Genomic DNA, 23,789 nt, shown 5'->3' with positions numbered 1-23,789 from the left:
GTCCCTGTGCCCGGTCTCAAGCGGTGGATCAGGCTTCGGCGGCGCGCTGGTTGCCGCCCGATTCGGCGAGCACGGTGAGCTTCTCGTCCGTCGCCTTTTCTTCTTCCAACGTGGCCTTCAGCAGCTTCAGGGCGTCGGTGTAGCCGAGTTCCTTGGCCAGCGCGCACAGCGTGCCGTAGGCGGCGATCTCGTAGTGCTCGACCTTCTGCGCACCGCCGACCAGGGCGGCATCGCGCACCGGGCCCTTCTCGATCGTGTCGATGACTTCCTTGCCTTCTTCGACCAGGCCTTCCATCGCCGCGCACTTGATGCGCTTGAGACGGATGCCGAGCTGCTCGACCACCTGGTCGAGACGCTCGATCTGACCGTTGGTTTCCTCCAGATGCGCCTCGAACGCGGCCGCGAGCTCCGGGTTCTCCGCGGCGCGCGCGAGCCGGGGCAAGGCCTTGGTGATCTGGCGTTCGGCCGAATGCACGTCCGAGAGTTCGTGGACGAAGAGGTCTTCCAGGGTTTTCACGGCCATCGTGGGCTCCAGCGTCGGGTAGGCTGGGCATTGCGCGCCGGCACTCGTGATTCGTTCGTGACTTCTGCATGGTCGCGCGTCGCGACAGATGCACGAGTTTCCCTCGCGGAAACCCGTGCAGCACGCCATTGCAGGTTTTCGCCAGGATTCACGTCCGGACCATCGCGCGGCCTCGATCATCGCGCCTCGAAGCAGGAGGCAGGGATGACGATCTACACGCTGCAATACGACATGGGCCTGCGCCTGTGGGTGCTGACGGGTCCGAAAGGGCAAACGCTCGCGACGTGGCTGAGCCGCATCGCCGCCCTGCACGACACCGCGGTGCGCGCCATCGTCGAGCGGGGCGGCACGTTGCGCATCCGCAATGCCGACGGCACCTACGAGCCCATCGACGGACCGGTGCAGCCGGAAGTCGTCGGAACACCGACGCCCACACGTGTGCGCATCGCGCGTCCATCGGCGATTGCGCTTTAGCGCGACGCACGCGTCACCTTGAGACTTGTCTCAAAAGTCGTCGCGCAAACAGTCGATCTGCATGAATCCGGCGCGGATGCGCGCAGAAGTTGCGCGCGTTCATCCGGTCTGCCGCACACGTGTGTGCCGTGAGCCACAATGACCGGCTGGCGGCTCGGCGAGCATTTCCGATTGATGACTGCGTGGGTTTGAGGGAACGATGTCGGACATCCTGATCATCGATGACGACAGCAGCTTCGCGGCCTCGGCCGCAGAGCTCGCCCGTCTGGAAGGATTCGCGCCCCGGCTGGCGACCACGGTCGCGCAGGCGCGCGAGCAGCTGCGTCGCGATTCCGACCTGTTGCTGCTCGACCTCGAGTTGCCCGACGGCTCCGGCATGGAGCTGTTCCCCGACATCGATCCCGACCGGCACGGCCGCATCGTCATCATCACCGGGCATCCGAGCGTCGAGACGGCGATGCGGGCGGTATCGGGCCCGGTCAGCGATTATCTGATCAAGCCGTTCGATCCGAAGACGCTGATCGCGCTGCTGCGCGAAACCCGGCGCATTGCGCGCATGGTCGACGTCCCCGGTTCGGAGCCAATTCCGGGCGTGTTCGCGACCAGTGCGGCGATGCACGAGCCGACCCGGCTGGCGCGCGCGCTCGCGGCCACCGACGCCTCGGTGCTGCTGACCGGTGAGACCGGGACCGGCAAGGACCTGTTCGCGCGCGCCATCCATGCGATGAGCGACCGGCGAGGCCGCTTCGTCAGACTCGAGTGCGGCTCCACGCCGCGCGACCGATTGGTCGACCAGCTGTTCGGCGTGCCGGGTGGCGCCGGCGATGCCTTCGCCGATGCCGACGGTGGCACCCTGTTCGTCGACGAGATCGACGAGCTGCCGCTGGACCTGCAGGGGGCGCTGCTGCAGCGGATCGAGCGGCAGCTCGATGTCGCGTCGGCGAGCGGTCTGCAGGACGCGCCGGTGCGCATCGTCGCGGCCTCGCGTCTGGAACCCGAATCGGCGATGTCGCGCGGCCATCTGCGCGAAGATCTCTACTACCGCATCGCGGATGTGCACATTCCGCTGCCCGCGCTGCGCCAGCGCGAGGACGACGCGCTGCTGCTCGCGCGTCGTGTCGTGCAGGCACTGAACCTGCGCTACGACCTCGAGAAGCGCCTGTCGCCCAAGAGTGCGCGCGTGCTGCGGCACCACCTGTGGCCCGGCAACGTCCGCGAACTGCAGAACGCGGTGCACCGCGCCTACATGACCGCGTCCGGCAACGAGATCGTCGTGGCGCTGGATACCTCGCGCGCGCCCGCACCGATCGAGGGTGGCGACACCATCGCATTCACGCTCGGCACGCCGTGGGCGGAGATCGAACGGCGCATGCTGCTCAAGGCGCTGGCCCATTGCGACAACGACAAGACCGCGGCGGCGCGTTTGCTGGGCATCAGCGTGCGTACCGTGCACAACCATCTGGCGCGGATGAAAGACCGTGACCCCGCATGAGCGGCCCGCGCGCGAAGACGAGTGGATGCACGAGCTGCGCAATGCAGTGAATGCGATCTCCATGTCGGTCGCGCTGTCCAGGCGGCTGATGGAGGAAGGCGACACGGCCCGCGCGCTGGAGTCGCTGTCGCGTACCGAACTCGCGCTGCAGCGGGTGTCCACGCTGATGCGCCGCGATGGCGCCGCCGGGCGGATCGGCGACGTGTCTCCGCCGCAAGGCGACTGAAGCGAGCGTCGCGTCCGCTGCACGTGCGAAGCGCCATGATGTGCGCCCCCGGACAGACGGCCGGCGACGCCCCCGGTTCCGCGGGCGGACGCGGTCGAAGGACGACACGAACATGACGACGCAGACGACGACGCCTCTGACGGGGCGCAGGATTCTGCTGGTCGAAGACGACTATCTGCTGGCCGATGCGCTGGCGCAGGCGCTCAGGAGCACCGGGGCACTCGTTTCGGGGCCGATCGGTACCGTGGACGGGGCATTGGCTGCGGTGGCGGAACTGGACGACATCGAGGCGGTGGTGCTCGACGTGAACCTCAACGGCATCCGCGTGGACGCTGTCGCCGACGCGGTGCGTGCCCGGGGCGTTCCGATGGTGTTCGTGTCCGGCTACGACCGGAATCTGTTGCCGCCACGATTCGCCGATGTGCCCCATTGCCTCAAACCGGTCGACATCGACCAGCTGGCGGCCACGCTGGCCGCGCAACTGCGCGACTGAGGTCCCCGCGCGCGTAGCCCCGCGCTGCGGCATGGGCTCAGACTGGACGTCAGGAGGACGGACCGATGCCCCTCGAAAAGCCGACTGCCGATCGCATCGCGCCGCGTCTGGCCGCGATCTTCGCCAATGCGGCCGTGGGCCTGTGCGAACTGGATGCGCAAGGGCGCTTCCTGCTGGTCAACGAGGCCCTGTGCACGCTGCTCGGACGCACGTCGGACGTGCTGCGGACGCTCTCGGTGGTCGATGTCACCCATCCCGACGACCTCGCGCCCAGCCGGCGCATGCTCGCGGCGATCGCGGACGATGGCCAGACGCGATCGCTGGAGAAGCGCTACCGCCGTGTCGACGGCTCCGTCGTGTGGGCACGTAGCACGGTCACATTGCTCGAGGGTGCCGATGGCGGGCCGGGCACGTTTCTGGTCGTCACCATCGATCTGAGCGAACAGCGCCAGGCCGAGCGCGCCCGCGAGGAGAGCGACCGGCGCTCGAACACGCTGATCGAAGGCATCGCGCGGTCCACATGGGAAGCGGACAGTGCCGGTCTGGTCGTGCAGGATTCGCCGTCCTGGCGTGCGCAGACCGGTCAGGCCTTCGAGGAATGGATCGGCGACGGCTGGCTGGATGCGGTGCATCCCGACGATCGCGAGTACGCTCGCCGTCAATGGCACGACGCGCTCGCGGCACGGCGCATGGTCAATGCCGAATTCCGCGTGCGCCGTTCGACCGGTGGCTACGACTGGATGAACGTGCGCGCCGCGCCCGTCGTCGACGACAACGGCGAGGTGCGCAAGTGGGTCGTGATGGACATCGACATCTCGGCGCGCAAATCCGCCGAGGCCGCGCTGCGCGCCAGCGAGCTGCGTCTGAAGACCCTGGTCAGCGGCCTGCCGCAGCTGGTCTGGCGCGCGGTCGACAGCGGTCACTGGACCTGGGCCAGTCCGCAATGGCAGGCCTTCACCGGTCAGACGCCGCCGCGGAGTGTCGGGTTCGGCTGGCTGGACGCCGTGCATCCGGAGGATCGCGAGGCATCGCTGGGGCGCTGGGTGCAGGCGCAGGAGCAGGGCGTGCTGGAGATCGAGCACCGGTTGCGCGATCCGCACAGCGGGCGCTATCGCTGGTTCCAGAGTCGCGCGCTGCCGGTGCGCCGCGACGATGGCGCGATCGTCGAGTGGCTGGGCGCGTCGACCGATGTCGACGACTTGCGAAGCCTGCACGAGCGCCAGGCGCTGCTGGTGGCCGAGCTGCAGCACCGAACACGCAATCTGCTAGGTCTGGTCAGCGTGATCTCGGACAAGACCCTGCAGGGCAGTCACGACTTCGACGACTACCGCGCGCGTTTCCGCGACCGGCTCGGCGCGCTGGCGCGCGTCCAGGGGCTGCTGTCGCGTTTCGACGAGGATGCGGTGGTCACGCTGGACCGCCTGATCCAGGAAGAACTGGCGGCCCACGGCATTGCCGGTGATGCGGCGCATGTCGAGGTCTCCGGTCCGTCGGACATCGTCCTGCGACCGGAAAGCCTGCAACCGCTGGCGATGGCGGTGCACGAACTGGCGACGAACGCGGTGAAGTACGGCGCCAACGGCAACCGGGGCGGGCGTCTGGCGATCCACTGGCATCTGGCCCATGCGAGCGACGGCGTGCGCTGGTTGCACATCCGCTGGCATGAATCCGGCGTCGACCTCGGTGCCGCCGGCGGCGGTTTCAGCAGCTCCGGCCAGGGCCGCGATCTCATTGAGCGAGCCTTGCCCTACCAGTTGCGGGCCCGGACCCGCTACACGCTGATGCCCGATGGCGTGCTCTGCGAGATCGCCTTGCCTGCCACGCAGGTGCTGCGCGATGCGGATGACGCGCACGGCGAGCGCTCGCAGTAACGCCCTCGGCGCCTGGACTGCGGATTCGCCTGTCGACACTGGTTGACACGTTGCGGGTGCGTGCGCGTCGGCCGCAATCGATGGTGTCGCAGGCGGTGCGCATATTCGAGACGGTCTGACCGCCGCATCTCTCGCGCGGCGCCGCTGCAATGTGTGCTGCCGCACATTGGAGGGTCGCGCTCACCCGAACCGGTTCATTCCTGTACACGCTGTGCGGGCTTTTCAGCCGTGAACGCGCGCATCAGTTTCAGCGCGCGCAATGTGTGCAGGTGCGATCACGCACATGGAACGTGCGAATGCCGATACCTGTGGTTCCCCCCGGTCTGGAGCACGACATGAAGGCACTCGCCTACCACGGCGCCAAGGACGTCCGCCTCGACACGGTCGACGATCCGCGCATCGAAGCCGGGGACGACATCGTGCTGCGGGTCACCGCCACCGCGATCTGCGGTTCGGACCTGCATCTGTACCGCGGCAAGGTGCCGGCGCTGGAGAAAGGCGACGTGCTCGGCCACGAGTTCATGGGCATCGTCGAAGAGGTCGGTCCCGAGGTCACAGAGCTGCGTGCCGGTGACCGCGTCGTGGTGCCGTTCGTGATCGCCTGCGGCCGCTGCTTCCACTGCGAACTCGAAGAGTTCGCCGCCTGCGAGACCACCAATCCCGGGCCGGGCGCCGCGCTCAACCGCAAGGACATGCGACCGCCGGCCGGCCTGTTCGGCTACACCAATCTCTACGGCGGCTATGCCGGCGGACAGGCCGAGTTCGTGCGCGTGCCGAAGGCGAACGTCGGCCCGATCGTCGCGCCCGATGCGCTTAGCGACGACCAGGTGCTGTTCCTGTCGGACATCCTGCCCACCGCATATCAGGCGGCCGTCAACGCGAAGATCGGGCCCGGCAGCAGTGTCGCGATCTTCGGTGCGGGCCCGGTCGGCCTGCTGACCGCCGCGTGCTGCCGCATGCTCGGCGCGCACACGATCTTCCTGATCGATCATCACCAGTACCGCCTCGATTTCGCGGTGCAGCGCTACGGCGTGATCGGTCTGAACTTCGACGAGATCGACGACCCGGCGCAGGAGATCGTGTCCAAGACCAACGGTCGCGGCGTGGATGCGTCAATCGACGCGGTCGGCTTCGAAGCCAAGGGCAGCCTGATCGAAACCACGATGGCCAACCTCAAGCTCGAGGGCGCGAGCGGCTTCGTGCTGCGGCAGGCGATCGCGTGCACGCGCCGCGCCGGCATCGTCAGCGTGCCGGGCGTGTACACCGGTTTCATCCATGGCTTCATGTTCGGTGACGCCTTCGACAAGGGCCTGACCTTCCGCATGGGCCAGACCCATGTGCAGCGCTTCATGCCCGAGTTGTTGAAGCTGATCGGCGAAGGCCGCCTGGACCCTGGCGAGATCATCACCCACCGCCTGCCGCTGGCCGACGCGGTGCGGGGCTACGAGATCTTCGACAAGAAGCAGGAGGACTGCCGCAAGGTGGTCCTGGTGCCCTGACGCGCCGGGCGCGCGTCGCACGGAACGGATTGGATTCAACACGGAGAAAACGATGCCGAGCAAGACACGAGGCGTGGTGCTGCTGGTCGAGGACGACAGGAACGTCGCCGTCCTCGTGGGCGAGTGGCTGGAGCACCACCATTACGAGGTGGACTTCGCCGAAGACGGCCTCGACGCGGTGAACCTCACACACGACAACGCCTACGACGCGATCGTCATGGACGTCTCTCTGCCCAGGCTCAACGGCCTGGACGCCTGCCGGCGCCTGCGCGCCGAAGGCGCCAACACCGAAACGCCGGTGGTCATGGTCACCGCGCGCGACACCCTCGAGGACACGCTCGAAGGGCTGGACGCGGGCGCGGACGATTACCTGGTCAAGCCGTTCTTCCCCGCCGAGCTCGAAGCGCGGATCACCGCGTTGATCCGACGCCGTCGCGCGGAGGTGGCGCCAGCGTTGCTGCAGGTCGGCGACGTGGTGCTCGACCCGCGGGCGCAACGGGTGACGCGCGATGGACAGGAGATCGATCTCACGCCGACCGGCATGCGCATCCTGCAGATCCTGATGCGCGAATCGCCGAAGGTCGTGACCCGCTCGCAGCTGGAGCAGGAACTGTGGGGGCTGGAGTCGCCCGATTCCGACGCGCTGCGCAGCCATCTGTACGTGCTGCGCAAGGCCATCGACCGCGGGCGCGCGACGCGACTGGTGCACACGCTGCCGAACGTCGGCTATCGCGTGCTGCCGCTCAGTGCAGACGATCTCGACGAGGCCCGCAGCCGCCGGGCGCGCGAGCGGCGCGGCAGGGGATCGCGCAACGCCGCCGATGCAGGGCGCGCCGCGGCCACGATGTCCGCACTGGCGGTCTGACGGCACGGCGCAGCATGCGCGAAGGCGTCGTGCGCAAGCTGCGGTTGAACACCGGCGGCCTGCGAGCGCGCGCGGTAACGGCCGACAAACGGCGCGTAGCGATAGTACGCGGATGAAGACCGTCGATCCTGCAGGTCCGCGCGACGCCCGCGCCGATCACTGCGTCCGCGTACGCGGTGCGCGCGAACACAATCTCAAGGATGTCGACGTCGACATTCCGCGCGACGCGCTGGTGGTGTTCACCGGCGTGTCCGGGTCCGGCAAATCGTCACTGGCCTTCGGCACGCTGTTCGCCGAGGCGCAGCGGCGTTATCTCGATTCCATCTCGCCGTACGCGCGTCGGCTGATCGACCAGGCGGGTGTGCCGCAGGTCGACTCGATCGAGGGACTGCCTCCAGCGGTCGCGTTGCAGCAGGCCCGCGGCACGCCGACGGCACGTTCGTCCGTCGGCAGCCTGACCACGATCTCCAACAGCCTGCGCATGCTGTACTCGCGCGCCGGCGACTATCCGCGCGGGCAGGCGATCATCTATGCCGACGGCTTCTCGCCGAACACGCCGGCCGGCGCCTGCCCAACCTGTCACGGCCTGGGTCGCATCTACGATGCGACCGAAGCCTCGATGGTGCCGGACCGCTCGCTGACCATCCGCGAACGTGCCGTGGCTGCGTGGCCGGGTGCCTGGCACGGGCAGAACCAGCGCGACATCCTGACCACGCGCGGCATCGACGTGGACGTGCCGTGGTCGAAGCTGCCGAAGAAGACCCGCGACTGGATCCTGTTCACCGACGAACAGCCGGTCGAGCCGGTGTATCCGGGTTTCGATCTCGACGAGGTCAAGGCCGCGCTGAAGCGGAAGACCGAGCCGGCCTACATGGGCACGTTCACCAGTGCGCGCCGGTACGTGCTGCACACCTTCGCCAACACCCAGAGTCCGCAGCAGAAGAAGCGCGCCGCGCAGTATCTGGTCAGCGCCGCATGCCCGGAATGCGACGGCAAGCGACTGCGGCGCGAAGCGCTGTCGGTGACCTTCGCCGGGCTCGACATCGCCGCGTTCTCGCAGCGACCGCTCGATGAACTCGCCGCTCTGCTGGCACCGGCCGCTGCCGGCAAGACCCACGCCAGGGCACACCCCGAACAGGCCTTGGCCGCGCAACGCATCGCGCAGGATCTGCTCGCGCGCATCGCGGTGCTGCAGGATCTCGGCCTCGGCTATCTGACGCTGGCCCGTGCGACACCGACGCTGTCGCCGGGCGAACTGCAGCGCCTGCGGCTGGGCACGCAGATCCGCTCGCAACTGTTCGGCGTGGTCTACGTGATGGACGAACCGTCCGCGGGCCTGCATCCGGCGGACACGCAGGCCCTGCTGCGCGCGCTGGACCAGTTGCGCGGCGCGGGCAATTCGCTGTTCGTCGTCGAGCACGAGATCGAGGTGATCCGCCACGCCGACTGGATCGTCGACGTCGGCCCGCTGGCCGGCGAGGGCGGCGGGCAGGTGCTCTACAGCGGGCCGCTGGCCGGGCTGGATAAGGTCGAGGCCTCGTCGACGCGCCGCTATCTCGTCGAGGATGCGGCGTCGCTCGCGCACACTCCGCGCGCACCGGACGGCTGGTTGCAGCTGCGCGGTATCACCCGCCACAACGTGCGCGATCTCGACGTCGACATTCCACTGGGCGTGTTCACCACCGTCACCGGCGTCAGCGGTTCGGGAAAGTCATCGCTGGTCAGCCAGGCGCTGGTCGAACTGCTGGCTGCGCATCTGGGCAGCGGGCGGGACGACGAGGACACGCCGCTCGATCCGCTGGAACGCAGCGTCGAAGTGCCGCTCGAAGGGCGCATCGAAGGTGGCGCGGATGCGGTGAAGCGTCTGGTGCGTGTGGACCAGAAGCCGATCGGCCGCACACCGCGTTCGAATCTCGCGACCTACACCGGTCTGTTCGATCACGTGCGCAAGCTGTTCGCGGCGACGCCGGCCGCGAAGCGCAAGCGTTTCGATGCCGGACGTTTCTCGTTCAATGTCGCCAAGGGCCGCTGCGCGACCTGCGACGGCGAAGGCTTCGTCAGCGTCGAACTGCTGTTCATGCCCAGCGTCTACGCGCCGTGCCCGACCTGCCAAGGTAGCCGCTACGACGCCAAGACGCTGGAGGTCACGCTGCGCGGCAAGCACATCGCCGACGTGCTGGCGATGACGGTGGCGGAGGCGGCGGACTTCTTCGCCGACGAGACCGCGGTCTCGCGACCGCTGCAGGTGCTGCTGGACGTCGGCTTGGGCTATCTGCGGCTGGGCCAGCCGGCGACGGAACTGTCGGGCGGCGAAGCGCAGCGCATCAAGCTCGCCAGCGAACTGCAACGCGCGCAGCGGCGGGGCACCGTCTACGTGCTCGACGAACCGACCACCGGCCTGCATCCGCGCGATGTCGACCTGCTGATGCAGCAGCTGCGCGGCCTGGTGGATGCGGGTAGCACGGTCGTCGTGGTCGAGCACGACATGCGCGTGGCCGCGGCCAGCGACTGGCTGATCGACATGGGACCGGGCGCGGGCGACGCGGGCGGGCAGGTGGTCGCCGCGGGCGTGCCTGCGGAGGTGGCGAAGTCGAAGCAGAGCAGGACCGCGCCGTTCCTGAAACAAGCGCTGGGCTGATTCACAGCGAAGCGCGTGCCCTCGCGCGGATCCAGTCGCGCGCAGCGGATCAGCCCCTTCCCCCGCGTGCGGGGGAAGGCTGGGATGGGGGCGAACAGTCAGATCGCCTCTCCGTCAGGCCGGCGAGCTGTACTGCTCGATTCGGCTGTTCTCGCACGGATGGCTTGCCCCCACCCAATTCTCCCCCGCAGGCGGGGGAGGGCTTAGAAGGCAGAGCGTGCCGCGCTCAGCGCGACGCCGAACCCCCAAACCTGTGCGTGTACTGCACGTAGAACGTCCGCCCCTCCGTATCGAACCACGAGATGTCGTAGTAGGGGTACGCGGTCGAAGTCGGGTCGTAAGGCGGCTTCTTGTCGAACAGGTTCACCACCGTCAACGACAGCTGCGCGGCTTCGGTGACGTTGAACTGCACGTTCGCGTTGTAGCGGTAGGTCGCGCCGATCCACGGATCGGTGCCGTCGTCGGGCGACCAGAGCTCGTAATACGAGTCGTCGTTCGGCAGGCGGCCCAGGCGGCGGCCCTGGATCGAGGCCGACCACGCATCGCGCTCCCACGACAGACGCAGATTCGCCTTGGTGCGCGGAATGCCGTAGCCGCTGTTGATCGCGAACTTGTCCACGACCGGCACGTCCGGATAGTCCTGCACCTCGTGCGCGCGCACCCACGTGTAGCCGCCGTTGAGGCCGATCGTGCCGATCGCGGTGTCCCAACGCAGCGTCAGCGACGCGTCGATGCCGCTGGTGCTTTCGCGGGCGATGTTGATCGGATTGACGTGCACACCGTAGAGGCTGCCGCTGGGCGTGCGGGTGATGCGCGCCAGCATCTCGTTGCAGAACGGCGAACCGAGCGTGTTGCCGTCGAGCCCCAGACGGCAGTCGCGTTCGGCCTGCAGGATTTCGCGGGTGCCCATGTCGCGCACCTGGTTGCGCATGTCGATGTCGAAGTAGTCGACGGACAGGTCCACGCCGCGCAGCGGTGACCACACCACACCGGCCGTCCACGAGGTGCTGGTCTCGGGTTCGAGATCACGATTGCCGTCGCGACTGCGGATGATGCCTTCGCCGCTGTAGCTGCAGTCGTCGATGGCTTCGTCCGGCTCCTCGACGGCGCAGCGGTACAGATCGTCGACCGATGTCTCGTCGTTGCCGGGCCCGGTGAACACGTAATGCAGATCGGGCGCGCGGAACGCGGTGCCATAGGACGCACGGGCGAGCAGCGTGTCGACCGGGCGCCATTCCAGACCGGTGCTCCACGTGAACTTGGCCGGATCGCGGCCGGCGAAGCGGTACTGGTCGTAACGCGCGGCGGCGCTGAGGCTCAGCGAATCGAGCAACGGCATGCGCAGTTCGCTCGCCAATGCCCAGCGATTGCGGCTGCCGGCGCCGTCGGAATCCTTCCAGCTGTAGTAGTAGTACTGCGTGGCCAGCGGATCGGGCTTGAGATCGTAGGATTGATGACCGATCTCGGCCGTGGCCGCGAAGCCCGCGGCGCCCCCGGGCAGGGTGAACAGCTCGCCCTGGGTCAGCGTCATCGACAGCGTCTGGCTTTCCGACTCCGGGTGATAGGTGGTGCGCGCGAAGATGCTGTCGTACTCGGCGCGGGAGAGCGGCTGGTACATGCGCGCGTGGTCGGCGTCGTAGATCGGGTAGCCGTCCTCGTCGTAGCCCAGCAGCGGGCCGAGGAACAGTGCATTCGCACGCTCGGCGACGATCTGCGGCCAGCTGATCCGCGCGGTGTACTGCGAATGCGACAGGGCGAGCTCGTAATCCCAGTCGCCGGCCCAGCTGCCACGCAGGCCGGTGGTCACGCCCAATGTCTTCTGCGTGGTCTCGACCATGCCGGTGCGCAGGCCACCCATTTCCTCCAGCGTGAACTGGCGCTGCCAGTACTCCAGCTGCTCGGTGTTCCGGTTGTAGAAATAATCGTGCTCGACACCGTCAGGCGTCATCAGTGCCCAGCTGCGCGGCGCGCGAAACAGCGAGACCTCGTGGCGACCGGCCTGCAGGTCGGCGAACCATTCGCTGCCGTTGCCGAATGCATAGGTCAGCGAGGCGTAGCCGTTGACGCCGTCACGCTTGCTGATGATCGTGCGGTAGGCCACCGAGCGATCGCTGCCGCAGTAGTAGCCGTAACGCGGACGGAAGGCGTACTGCATGCTGCCTTCGTTGAGCCCGGACAGCGCGTCGCAGGTGGCCTCACCCGGGTCGAGGTAATCGTCGTAGTAGTCGGTGATCAGGAAGTTGCGCTGCGGCAGCCGCGAGTTCGCGGTGGGGCCGTCGAAGGTCGAATCCTGCTGCGCGCGGTCGAAGCCCCACAGCGGTTCCTGGCGGCGGTATTCGAAACCGGCGACGACATCGAGCGCGCCACTGGAGAAGCCGCTGGACAGATTGAAGCGGTGCGACTCCGCATCGCCGCGCTCCGTCTGGCCGTAGCGGTAATCGAGCGTCGTGCCGTCGGCCTTGCGCTTGAGGATGAAGTTCACCACACCCGAGATCGCGTCCGAGCCGTAGATCGCCGAAGCGCTGCCGGTCAGCACCTCGATGCGTTCGATCATGCCCAGCGGCAGGCTCGACACGTCGGTGAAGTTGCTGCGGCCGCCGAAGGGCAGCGGAAAGTCGGCGATGCGGCGGCCGTTGACCAGCACCAGCGTGTGGTTGGGGCCCAGCCCGCGCAGGTCGACCTGCTGGGCGCCGGGCGAGAAGTCCGCGCCGCCGGCCGACTGCTGGCTCTGCGTCTGCCCGCCGTTCTGTGTCAGCGACTGCATGACATCCGGTACCGAGGTGAAACCGCCGGCAGCGATGTCGTCGGCGGTAATGACCGTGATCGGCGCCGGGCCTTCGATCTCCGCACGCGGAATGCGCGAGCCGGTGACTTGCAGGGTCTGCAGTTCGGTGACCGGCGCGGGCGCAGGCGCGGCCTGTGGCACAGGGGCGGGCGCCGGACGCGGCGCGGGTGCGGGACCGGCCTGCGCGAGCAAGGGGGCCGGCACGATCAGCACCGCGCCGTCGCCATCACGTTGCGCGACGAGGCCACTGCCCCGCAGCAACCGGTCGAGCGCCTGCTGCGGCGGCAGGCCCGCCTGGACACCGTGCGTGCGCGCACCGCGCAGCTGGTCGGCGCGGTAGACCAGTTGCACGCCGGTCTGGCGGGCGTAGGCATCGAGCGCCGGCGCGAGCTCACCGGCCGGCACCGGCGAGGCGATCGGGGACTGGGCCTGTGCCGACAGGGCGGCGGAAACGGCGAGCGCGAGCAGAACGGCGCGCAACGGACGTGAGCGATTCAAGACCTTCCCCTTCTTCATCGGCACCTGGACGGCGCCTCCCCATCCCATTCCGACGAACGAGTCACGGAAATCCCCCCGTGCTGACACATCGGTCGTGTTATCGGGCGTGTGCTTTCGGACGCTGCGATGCGTAGCTGCCGCGGCGAGCCTCCTTCAAGCCCTCCCCTGCGAAGCGGGGGAGGGTTGGGAGGGGGCAAATCCTCAGGGCTTGCGGAACTGATCGCAGCTGATTGGCGGAGAAGGAAAGCGTCGTGGAACTGGCTGCTTTTTCCGAACTGTCCGCCGCGACCTGATGGTGTGCCCCCACCCAACCGTCCCCAGCGCCGCGGGGGAGGGCTCCATAAGCTACGGCGTACGCAACACGATTCGCTCCTGCCCGTACTCCGCCTCCACCGGGAACCCGCGTTCAAGCAGGCGCACGAATCCTTCCACGTTCTCCCAGCGGAAGCTGCCGCCGATGCGCAGCGCGCCGACGCTCGCATCGGCGATGACGATCTGGCGGGTGTTGAAGCGGTTGAACTCGGCCACCGCATCGGTCAGCGCGGTGTCGCGGAAGACCAGCCGGCCGCTGCGCCAGTCCACCAGTTCCTCGACCTCGGCCAGCGACAGGCTGCGCACCAGCACCGCGTCGCGGCGCACCGTGGCGACGCTGCCGGCGGGCAGCAGCGTGGTCGGCTGGCGCGTGTCGCCCGATGCCGGCTCCAGGCGCACGGTGCCCTCGGTCACCACTACGCGCAATGCGTCCGCCTCGCGCCGGACCGAAAAGCGGGTGCCGATCGCGACGACGCGCCGGTTGCCCGCTTCGACCACGAACGGGCGCTGCGGATCCTTGGCGGCTTCGAAGAAGGCTTCGCCGGAGGCCAGCAGGAGATGGCGTTCGCTGCGCGACAGCCGCACCGCCAGAGCGGTGTCACTGGCGAGCGTGGTGCTGGAGCCGTCGGCCAGCGCGACGGTGCGGGTGACGCCCTGCGGCGTGCGGTAGTCGACCGGATCGACCGGCGCCGACACGAACCACGCGCCACCCGCGACGAGCGCCAGACACGCAGCGAACGCGGCGGCAGCCCAGGCGCCGCGACCCCGCCCACGCACGGGCGCACGCGGCGCGAAGGTCAGCGTCGACAGATCCGCAGGACCGGCGGGCACACGCGGCGGCACCCCTGTCCGGCCGCGGCCGGCCCCCAGGGCCTGCAGCCGGCCACTTTCGGCCCATACCGCGTCCAGGCGCAGGAACGCCACGCGATGCGCGGTCGCGGCCTGCAGCCAGGCCTCGAGGGCGCGCGCATCGTCGTCCGACCACGCGCCGGCATCGCGGCGCGCGATCCAGTCGGCGGCGGCCGCCTCGATGGCCGCGGCGTCAGTCGGCGTGGCGTGCATCGTCGTCCGCATCCCTGTGATCGGCACCGGCGTCCCTGCGCGTGCGCGGCCACGCGTCGTCGCCGCCCAGGAACTGGTCGGCGAGCAGACGCATGCCCTTGGCGATGTGTTTTTCCACGGTCTTCTCCGTGATGCCCATGCGGTGCGCCACCTCGCGCTGCGACAGTTCCTCGACCCGCCGCAGCCACACCACCTCGCGGCAGCGGGCGGGCAGGCGGTCGAGGGCATCCGACAGGCGATGCAGCACCTGGCGTCCGCCGCACCAGCGTTCCGGCGACACCTCGTCCACAAGGACGTGCAAGGGCTCCAGATCACCCATCGGCTCGATCGACACGACCTTGCCGCGGCGTGCGCGGTCGACCACCAGATGGCGCGCGGTGGTCAGCAGGAAGGCCTTGGGATGCCGCGGCAGCTCGGTCGCCGCGGCCTGGTAGACGCGTGCGTAGACCTCCTGCCGCAGATCGGCGCGCTCGTCGACGTTGGGCCAGTGCCGCGCGAGGTAATGACGCAGCGCGCCCTCGTGGACGAGGATCTCTTCGACGAACCAGGCATCGAGGGCGGCGGTCATGATGCGGCAACATAGCCCAAGCGACGACGGGACGGCAGCGGGGGGATCGCGCGCCTCCGTTCGTCAATGGATCGCACACGCGTGGCCCTCGCCACGCCGGACACGGGGAACTGGAACCATGCGCAAGTCGGGAATCGGGATGCAGTGGGCGCTGCTGCTGTGGCTGGGCGTTGCAGGCATGGCCAATGCCGCCAACGGTGTCGAGCGCCACGTGATCGGCGACACCGCACTGCCCACGCCGGAGACGCCGACGCCGGGCCTGCTGCTGATGGGCGGCGGCGACCGCAACTACGAGGCGATCCGCTGGTTCCTCGGCAAGGCCGGGCATGGCCACGTGGTCGTCTTGCGCGCGTCCTACGGCGGCGAGATCGGCGAGGAATTCCACAACGACGTCGGCGGCGTCGCCTCGGTGGAGACGTTCGTGTTCTCCAGCCGCGAGGCCTCGACCGATCCGGCCGTGCTCGCAAGCCTCGCTAAGGCCGACGGCATCTTCATCGCCGGCGGTGACCAGTCGAACTACGTGAACTTCTGGAAGGGCACGCCGGTCGAGGACGCGCTCAATGCACACATCGCGGCCGGCAAGCCGATCGGCGGCACCAGCGCGGGCCTGGCGATCCTCGGCGAGTTTCTCTACGGCGCGATGGACGGCGGCAGCCTGCGCAGCCCGCAGGCACTGTCCGATCCGCTCGGCGACGCCAACACCATCGAACGCGATTTCCTGCGCGTGCCGCTTCTCCGCGGCGTGGTCACCGACACGCACTTCCGCGAACGCGACCGTCTTGGTCGCCTGATCGCCTTCATCGCCAAGGCCGAGACGCTGAGCGACGGCCGGGTGGTGATCGGTCTGGGCGTCGACGAGGACGCGGCGGTCGCGGTGGAAGGCGATGGCACGGCGCGCGTCTATCCGCTGACCGCGCAGAGCGGCGGCGCCCTGGTCGTGCGTGGGGGCTTTGCAGAATCCCAGCAGCGTGGAAAGCCGCTGCGGCTGGCGCGCGTGGATACGGTTGGCGTCGGCAGCGAATCGGTGCTGCACCTGCCGAGTGGGCGCGTCGAGAACGCGGTCTCGCGCCAGAGCTATGCCGTCGAGCGCGGCCGCCTGCGCGAACTGCCGGCCTCCGAGGGCGTGCCGATGGTGCTGGCGATCCACGGCGGCGCCGGTGTCGAGCGCGGCGATCTCGACGAAGCGGGCCTGGCCGAAGCACGCGCCGCGCTCGAAGCGGCGTTGCGCGCTGGTCACGCGAAGCTGCAGGCCGGCGCGCCGGCAATGGATGCGGTCAAGGCCGCGATCACCGTGCTGGAGGATGCGCCGAGCTTCAACGCCGGCAAGGGCGCGGTGTTCACCCACGACGGTCGCAACGAACTCGATGCCGCGGTGATGGATGGCGCGAGCGGCGCGGCCGGCGCCGTCGCGGGCGTGTCGCGCGTGCGCAATCCGATCCTGCTGGCCGACCGGGTGATGACGTCCTCGGCGCACGTGATGATGGTCGGCGCGGGCGCCGAAGCCTTCGCGCACGAGCAGAAGCTCGATCTCGTCGACCCGTCGTATTTCCGCACCGAGCGTCGCTGGCAGCAGCTGCAGCGTGCGCTCGAAGCCGAGCGCAAGGCACAGCCGCAGGCCTCGGTACTGACCGGCGATGCGCGTCCGTACTTCGGCACGGTCGGCGCGGTCGCGCTCGACGCGGATGGTCTGCTGGCGGCAGGCACTTCGACAGGCGGCATGACCAACAAGCGCTACGGCCGCGTCGGCGACGCCCCGATCATCGGCGCCGGCACCTGGGCCGACGCGCGCTGCGCGGTGTCGGGCACCGGCTGGGGCGAGTACTACATCCGCGCCGCCGCCGCGCACGAGATCTGCGCGCGCGTGCGCCTGCGCGGCGACGACATCCGCATCGCGTCCGACGCGGTGATCGACCAGCTGATCCCGGGCGCGGGTGGCGACGGCGGCGCGATCGCGCTGGATGCGAACGGCCGCGTGGCGTTCCCGTTCAATACGCCGGGCATGTACCGCGGTTGGATCGGCGCCGACGGCGTGCCGCATGTTGCGGTGTTCCGCGAGGACGAGATCGTGTTGCCGGATGGGCGTTGATGCTTTGAGTCGCGCGGGTCTGCTTGCATCGTCCGGAAGGGAACTCCAGAAAATCCCCGTCATTCCGGCGAAAGCCGGAATCCAGCGTCTTTGCGTTCTGCTCTGAGGCCCCAAGTCACTGGATTCCGGCTTTCGCCGGAATGACGGTGTTGAAGAAGAGTGCTGCAGCCTAGTGATGTCTAGGGCGACGAATCGATGTCGCATCACTTTCAGCCGTCGCCCCAGCGAAAGCTGGGGCCCATTTTGATCTAAGACATTACCGCGAACATGGATCCCAGCATCCGCTGGGATGACGAGCACGAGACTGTTCGCGAGCGAGAAGCCTTACCGCTCGTGCCGCCAGTTCACAGACCCGCGGTTCTCGATCGTGCTCGACTCGATCTCCACATCGAAGCCCGCGCGCAGCAGGTACTTCAGCGTCAGCACCTGCCCGGTGCCCAGCAGCGACACGCCGAATCCGACGTAGAGCTTGGGCGAGAGCTGCTTGCCGAAGCCCAGCACGCTGCCGCCGAGCGCGCGTGACTGGGTGATGCCGGCGTTGTCGAGGCCGATCTTGCTGCCGAGCTGGCCGGCGACCAGATTGCCGCCGGCGTTGAGCGCAGCCGCGGCGGCGTCGAGCTGTTCGCCCTCGCTGCTGGTCAGGCTCGCCGCCGAGCGTCCCAGCACCAGATACGACAGCGCCTGCGAATCGTCGCTCGACGGATTGGTCCAGATGTTGACCTGCGGCGACGAGGCGCGGCCGCTGACGTCGATGCCGGCGGTGATGTCTTCGGCTTCGATGCGGCGTTCGGCGCGCACGTCGACGATGGGGTCGGAGATCGGACCGTTGTTGAAGACCAGGTTGCCGCGCGTGACCCGCAGGTCCTGACCATAGGCCTTGTAGCGGCCGTCGACCGACAGGCGTCCGTTGCCGGTCATCTCGCGCCCGGGAATCGCACGCGCACGCAGTTCGCCCTTCATGCGCCCGTCGAAGCCGAAGCCGCGCAGGCCGACGTTGTCGCCCACGGTCAGGGTGAGGTCGAGTTCGATCGAGGATGCGGTGTTGTTCTCTTCCGGATCCACCGGGTCGAGCACCACCACGTCGGGCGAGGTCGACACGCCTTCGGTCAGGCCTTCGAGATCCAGCAGGGCGACGTCGACGAACACCTTGCCGCTGACGTTGAGCGGCTGCAGCGCGGTGTAGCGCACGGTGATGTCGGGCGAGGCGATGATGTGCATGTCGCTGGTGTCCGACACCAGCACGTCGGTGCCGCTGACGGTCAGCACCACCGGCGTGCCTTCGCCCTGCCAGCCGATGCCGCCGCCGATGTTCAACGTGCCCTGGCCCGAACGCACGCTGCCGGCGATCCGCGCGGTGCCGTCGGGCAACGCGTCGAGCGAGACGTTGCCGTCCTCGAGTGCGATCGCCAGCGACGGAATCTCGGTCTTGAAGTCGCTCAGGCGCGCCTGGCCGCCGATGGTCGGCTGCGCACGCGTGCCGCCGAGCGTGACATCGGCGGTGAAGCGGCCGGTGGGCTCGACGATGTCGGGCGAGAACAGCTCGACGAAGGTCAGGTCCTCGACGTTGGCGACCAGCGAACCCGACAGCGGCGCGTAGGCATCCCAGCCGTTGGTGACCTGCGCCTGGATGCGGCCGACCTCGTTGAGCGTGGTCGACAGCGTGCCGCTGAAACGGTTGGCGTCGAACTCGGCGTCGAGCACGAAATCGCGATAGCTCACCACGTCGTTGCGCGCGCGCTCGGACGTGCGCACGCCACCATTGGCCGAGCGCACGCTGGCGCTGCCGACGAAGCCGTTGCCGACCGGCCGTGCGCTGCCTTCGAGCGCGATCTCGCCGCGCAGCACGAAGGGGCGGCCACCGTCCTGCTCGGGCAGATACGGCGTCGCCAGCGCGAGCGGCAGGCCGGTGCCGGTGATCGAGACACCATTGCGCGGCCAGTCGGCGCTGGCGCACAGCGAGCCGCCGCCGCTCGAGGCGAAGCAGCTCTCGCTGAGCGTGTAGCGCGTGCCGATCTGACGGAACTGCGCGGGCGACTGCAGCGACCAGTTCGCGCCCGTCGTCGGCGCTAATCGCAGATTCGACAGGGTGCCCTGCCAGTTGCCGCCCCGCTGCTGGACATCGGCGGCGAGCGCGAGTGCACCGATGTTGCCGAGCGCATCGGCCTCCAGCGTGAGGTCCTGCACCGCGCCACGCGCGCTGACCCGCACGGTGTCGAGTGCGACACCGGCCTGCACGCCGGTCGCACTGACGTCGAGCGCCCCGTTCGCGCGCTGCCACGGCAATCGTCCGTCGATGCGGACGTGCGTGGCCGCGTAGTCGCCGTAGCGCAGCGCATCGCCGGTGAGATCGGCGGCGATGTCAGGCGCGGTGCGCGGGCCGGTCACGCGCACGGTGCCGCGCAGCGCGCCGTTGGTCTGCGGCACGAAGTCGGCGAGCTGCAGCGGCGACAGACGTGCGTCGATGTCGAGCGTGTCGGTGACCTTCGCGCGCGCATCGACGCGGCTTCCGCCGAGCGTCAGGGCCACGTCGCCTTCGAAATCGGTACGGCCGGCCTCGCCCGCATCGGTGGCCGGGCCGTGCATCGCGAACATCGCGCGTCCGTCGAGGCGGCGACCGCGCAGGGTACCGCCGAGGTCGCTGGCATCCACCGCGACTTCGAGACCCCCGTCGTCGCGTGTGTCGCCGGTCGTGGCGAAGCGGCCGTTGATCGCGCCCTTCCAGTCGCGGGCGAAGTAGCCGGGGTCGAAACCGGCGAGCTTCGCGTCGACGTTCCATTGCAGTGCCGGTGCCCAGGCGACATCGCCGGTCGCGTCCAGCGTGCCGGTCGGCATCCCGACGCGCGCGGTGTGCAGGCGCATGCGCTCGGCATCGCCGCGGCCGTCGAAATCCACCGTGGCCTGCAGGCCGTCGCGCTCGACGGTCGCCTTGCCGATCGCCGCCCAGGCAGCCGTGCTGCCGGCGATGCCGAGGTCGGCGTCGGCAGTGATCGGCGGCGCAGGTTCCGCGGCCTCCGGATCGGCACCGAACTGCAGACCGCGCGCATTGGTCGCGAAGCGGAAGCGCACATCGCCCGGTTCGGCGACGTCGGCGAAGCCGCGCAGGGTCACGCGGCCGTCAAAGATGTCGACGACCAGCGGATCGAGGTCCAGACGCTGGTCTTCCAGCGCGACCTTCGACGGCTGCAGCACGACGCGGATCGGATTCGCGTCGGCCTCGCCGTAGGTGGCGTTGCCCTGCAGCTCGGCTGCGCCGCCTTCGCCCTCGGCGCGCAGATCGAAGGCGAGCGGGGTGCCGGTTTCACCGCTGCCCATCAGCAGCGACGGATCGAGACGCGTGGTGTCGGCGCGCAGCGCCCAGCCGGGATTCTCGCGACCGCGCAGCGTCAGCATCGCGCGCAGGCGTTCGGGCACGTGGCCGACCACCGCGACGTCCAGGCGCGAGAGATCACCGCGCGCGACCAGACCGATGCGCGGCCGCGTGCGTGCCGGCGGCGCGGGCATCAGCGCGCTGGCGGTCAGATCCATGCGGTAGTCGTCGTCGGGCGCATAGACGCCGTTCGCGGTGAACCGGCCGCGGTCGCTGTCGACGACGACGTTGGCGAGATTGAGTTCGCCCTGCTGCGCGTCCAGACCGCCGCGCACGCTGCGGATGTCGATCAGCGATGTGCCGGTCTGTTCGACACGGAAGCCGTCGATGCGGATGGTGTCGGCCTGCAGCGACAGCGGCAGGTCGATACGGGGCAGCGAATCGGGCCAGCGCGGCAGCTCGAACGGCGTGTCGACGGGCGGCGGCAGCGACAGCACGGCGTTGTCGATGTCGAGCACGTCCAGACGCAGGCGGCGGCCGACCAGCGGCATCAGCGCCGGGTCGATGGTCACGCGCTCGGCCTCGAACACCAGCACGCGGGGTTCGTCGCAGTCGCCGTAGGCCACGGGTTGCTCTTCGACGTCCGGGCAGCTGCGCTGCACGTAGCGCACGTCGTACATCGTCAGCGGACCCGAGGCCGGCCCTTCGGCGGCGCGCCAGGTCAGTTCGGTGCCGGCGGGCAGGCGCGAGGCGACCTGGTTCAACAGGAAGTCGCGGCCGCCGAACGTGGTCAGCAGCCACCACACCACGATGATCAGCAGCACGATCAGGGCAGCGATGCCGATCGCGCTGCGGATCGCGAGCTTGCGTGCGCGCGCACGACGGCGTGCGCGCAATTCGGCGATGCGCGCCTCGCGCTCTTCCGGCGTCAGGTCGTTGGGCAGACGGTGGCGGCCAAAGACCATGTCAGAACTCCGCGCCGATCGACAGGCCGATCGTGAACGACGAATCGGGATTGTCGAGCCCGCGCCCGATGTCGAGCTTCAGCGGCCCGACCGGCGAGCGGTAGCGCGCGCCGATGCCCACGCCGGTGCGCCACTCCGGAGAGCTGCCGTCGAAGGCGTCGCCGCTGTCGACGAACACCGCCGCACCGAGGGTCTCGGTGAAATAGCGCTCGAACTCGACACTCGCGGTGACCACGTTCTTGGCACCCAGCGCGTAGGCGCGGCGGCCGTCGCGTGCGGGAATGCGCGGGCCGACTTCGCGCCAGTCGTAGCCGCGGATGCTGCGGTCGCCACCGGCATAGAAACGCAGGCTCGGCGGCATCGCCACCAGCGTGTCGGTGAAGGTGTGGCCCAGCTCGCCGCGCACGATCAACCGGCTGCGCTCGCCCAGGCCCTTGAACCAGCTGGCGCGCGCGTGGATCTGCGAGAACGAGGCATCCGAGCCCACGCCTTCCAGACCGCCGCGCAGCATCACCGATCCGCCGATGCCGGCGGTCGGGAACAGGCGGTCGTCGACGTCGATGTACTCGGCGCGCAGCGAGGGATAGGCGAAGGTCGCGTAGCGGTACAGCGCACCATCGAATTCGTCGCCGTTGACCGGCGGGTTGGTCGGGTCTTCCTCGGGCGCATAGGCCCAGCGCTCGCGCAGCACGTGGAAGGACGCGACGAGGTTGAGGAACTCGTTGTACTGGCCGTTGCGGCTGCCGACCAGTTCGACGCGTCGGCTGTCGATGTAGTCGGTCTGCTCGTCGGCCATCTGCAGGCTGGCGGTGTACCAGCCGTCGAACCACGCGAAAGCGGGAATGCGGTACTGCAGCGTCGCGGTCTTGCGGCGCTGGGCGTAGTCGATCTGCGCCAGCGCCTTGTGGCCGCGCATGTTGACGTAACGCCGCTCGACGCCGAGGCGGATACCGGCGCCGCTGTCGGTGCCGTAGCTCACGCCCGAGGTGTAGATGCTGCGCTTGGCCGGGGTCAGCTTCACCTTGACCGGCACTTCGCGATTCGCGTTCGCCTCCTCGACCATCGGCTCGATGTCGATGTCGGCGAAGTAGTCCAGACGCCCCAGCGACGCGCGCAGACGGTCGATGCGGCCCTGGTGGTAGTAGCTGCCTTCCTCCCAGTAGACCAGGCGCTCGAGCAGATCGTCGTTGATGATCCGCTCGGGCGTCTGTTCGAACGTCGTCGGGCCCATGTTGTAGCGTGCACCGCTGTTCCAGACCAGGTCGATGTCGGCGGCGAAGTCGGCGCGCGTGACCTCGACGCGGCGCGACACAAAGTCGGCATCGAAATACCCGCGCTCGGTCAGGCGCCGGCTCAGGCGGTTGCGGCTGGTCTCGTAGTCGGGGTGGCTGAACACCGCGCCCTCGCTGGGCACGAAACGCGCGATGTCGCGCGCCAGATAGCGGTCCTGGCCGCCCTCGCCGATGATCGCGATGTCGCTGTTGCGCACGCGCACCGGCTGGCCCGGATCGACGGTCACGCGCACGGTGAAGGTCTCGCCTTCGCGGTTGCGCTGCACGTCGATGGTCGGCGAGTAATAGCCGAAGGGCTCGAGCGCCTTGCGCGTCTGGTTCTCGGCCTCGCGCAGCAGGTAGGCCATGCGCCGGCCGGAGATGTCGCGCCCGACCGATTCGTAGAGCGCGAGCGAGACGCGGACGTTCTCGGTCATCTCCTCGTCGAGACCGACGATGTCGACCTTGTCGACACGCGCGGCATGCGCCGCGGCCGACGAGAGAAGGAGCACGGCGGCGGCGAAACACACGGGGGCGCGAGGCATCGCGCGAGGATACCGGAGCGACGTCAAGAGTCGATTAACGACGGTGTCGCGAAACGCAGGGCAGCGCTGCACGAATGTGCTTCGTGAGGGTCGAGGTGTCCCAAGCCGCGGCGAACTGGAGCCCTCCTCCGCTTGCGGGGGAGGGTTGGGAGGGGGCGAACGGCCCGACCTCGAGCCAACGACGTCAGGTGGTTTGGAAGATGGGAATGCGCTCGATGCATAGAAGTCGATGCTCGGGGTTTGCCTCCCATCCCAGCCTGCCCGGCCCGGCCCGGCCCGGCCCGGCGAAGCACGCCGGGCATTCGATCG

General features: G+C 68.9%; 14 protein-coding genes and 2 pseudogenes. 10 read left to right on the top strand and 6 right to left on the bottom strand.

The features are described from left to right. Window positions 1–28: 28 nt before the first annotated feature. Window positions 29–523, bottom strand: coding sequence for a YciE/YciF ferroxidase family protein (locus E2F49_RS15680; RefSeq protein WP_133394763.1), 495 nt, complete (start codon window positions 521–523; stop codon window positions 29–31). 204 nt (window positions 524–727) lie between these two features. Between E2F49_RS15680 and E2F49_RS15675 the strand changes: the two genes are divergently transcribed. From E2F49_RS15675 to E2F49_RS15640, 8 genes and pseudogenes are all read left to right on the top strand, one after another. Then, entirely contained in the window at window positions 728–997 is a 270-nt protein-coding gene (locus E2F49_RS15675) for a hypothetical protein (protein ID WP_133394762.1), read from the top strand. A 199-nt stretch (window positions 998–1,196) separates the two neighbouring features. Continuing rightward, window positions 1,197–2,489, top strand: a complete 1,293-nt coding sequence (locus E2F49_RS15670; RefSeq protein ID WP_133394761.1) for a sigma-54-dependent transcriptional regulator — start codon at window positions 1,197–1,199, stop codon at window positions 2,487–2,489. Then, complete coding sequence (locus E2F49_RS15665; RefSeq protein ID WP_133394760.1) at window positions 2,476–2,715, top strand: hypothetical protein; 240 nt, start codon at window positions 2,476–2,478, stop codon at window positions 2,713–2,715. Before E2F49_RS15670 ends, E2F49_RS15665 begins: the two co-directional genes overlap by 14 nt. Window positions 2,716–2,827: 112 nt before the next feature. After that, window positions 2,828–3,208, top strand: coding sequence for a response regulator (locus E2F49_RS15660; protein WP_133394759.1), 381 nt, complete (start codon window positions 2,828–2,830; stop codon window positions 3,206–3,208). A gap of 65 nt (window positions 3,209–3,273) precedes the next feature. Further along, entirely contained in the window at window positions 3,274–5,079 is a 1,806-nt protein-coding gene (locus E2F49_RS15655; RefSeq protein WP_133394758.1) for a PAS domain-containing sensor histidine kinase, read from the top strand. A gap of 335 nt (window positions 5,080–5,414) precedes the next feature. Next, entirely contained in the window at window positions 5,415–6,578 is a 1,164-nt protein-coding gene (locus E2F49_RS15650) for a zinc-dependent alcohol dehydrogenase (protein WP_133394757.1), read from the top strand. A 52-nt stretch (window positions 6,579–6,630) separates the two neighbouring features. Further along, window positions 6,631–7,326 (top strand): annotated as a pseudogene (locus E2F49_RS15645) (response regulator transcription factor); the annotation flags it as partial. A 229-nt stretch (window positions 7,327–7,555) separates the two neighbouring features. Further along, the gene (locus E2F49_RS15640) at window positions 7,556–10,081 is read left to right on the top strand and encodes an excinuclease ABC subunit UvrA (RefSeq protein ID WP_133394755.1); all 2,526 of its coding nucleotides are present in this window, start codon (window positions 7,556–7,558) and stop codon (window positions 10,079–10,081) included. 226 nt (window positions 10,082–10,307) lie between these two features. Here the strand turns inward: E2F49_RS15640 and E2F49_RS15635 are convergent, their stop codons facing one another. The 3 genes from E2F49_RS15635 to E2F49_RS15625 form a co-directional block, all read right to left on the bottom strand. Further along, window positions 10,308–13,382, bottom strand: a complete 3,075-nt coding sequence (locus E2F49_RS15635; RefSeq protein ID WP_133394754.1) for a TonB-dependent receptor — start codon at window positions 13,380–13,382, stop codon at window positions 10,308–10,310. A 327-nt stretch (window positions 13,383–13,709) separates the two neighbouring features. Further along, window positions 13,710–14,750, bottom strand: coding sequence for a FecR family protein (locus tag E2F49_RS15630; protein ID WP_243713626.1), 1,041 nt, complete (start codon window positions 14,748–14,750; stop codon window positions 13,710–13,712). Continuing rightward, a complete protein-coding gene (locus E2F49_RS15625) occupies window positions 14,719–15,306 on the bottom strand; it encodes an RNA polymerase sigma factor (RefSeq protein WP_133394753.1) in 588 nt (195 codons plus the stop codon). The genes E2F49_RS15630 and E2F49_RS15625 overlap by 32 nt, the downstream gene beginning before the upstream one ends. Here E2F49_RS15625 and E2F49_RS16755 point away from each other — a divergent pair. Beyond that, window positions 15,305–15,925: pseudogene (locus tag E2F49_RS16755) on the top strand (cyanophycinase); the annotation flags it as partial. The gene E2F49_RS15625 and the pseudogene E2F49_RS16755 overlap by 2 nt on opposite strands. Before the next feature lie 510 nt (window positions 15,926–16,435). Further along, entirely contained in the window at window positions 16,436–17,392 is a 957-nt protein-coding gene (locus tag E2F49_RS16690) for an isoaspartyl peptidase/L-asparaginase family protein (protein ID WP_243713632.1), read from the top strand. 324 nt (window positions 17,393–17,716) lie between these two features. Here the strand turns inward: E2F49_RS16690 and E2F49_RS15615 are convergent, their stop codons facing one another. Then, window positions 17,717–21,664 carry a translocation/assembly module TamB domain-containing protein gene (locus E2F49_RS15615; protein ID WP_133394752.1) on the bottom strand — a complete coding sequence of 1,316 codons (3,948 nt, stop codon included), beginning with the start codon at window positions 21,662–21,664 and terminating at the stop codon, window positions 17,717–17,719. Between the two features lies 1 nt (window position 21,665). Further along, window positions 21,666–23,480: an autotransporter assembly complex protein TamA gene (locus E2F49_RS15610; RefSeq protein WP_133394751.1), complete on the bottom strand. Its 1,815-nt coding sequence runs from the start codon at window positions 23,478–23,480 to the stop codon at window positions 21,666–21,668. Between the last annotated feature and the right edge of the window lie 309 nt (window positions 23,481–23,789).

Origin of the sequence: Luteimonas terrae (genome assembly GCF_004358165.1) — a bacterium.
In the GTDB taxonomy this organism is placed as follows: Bacteria; Pseudomonadota; Gammaproteobacteria; order Xanthomonadales; family Xanthomonadaceae; genus Luteimonas; species Luteimonas terrae.
This window is presented reverse-complemented; position numbering and strand designations above follow the sequence as displayed.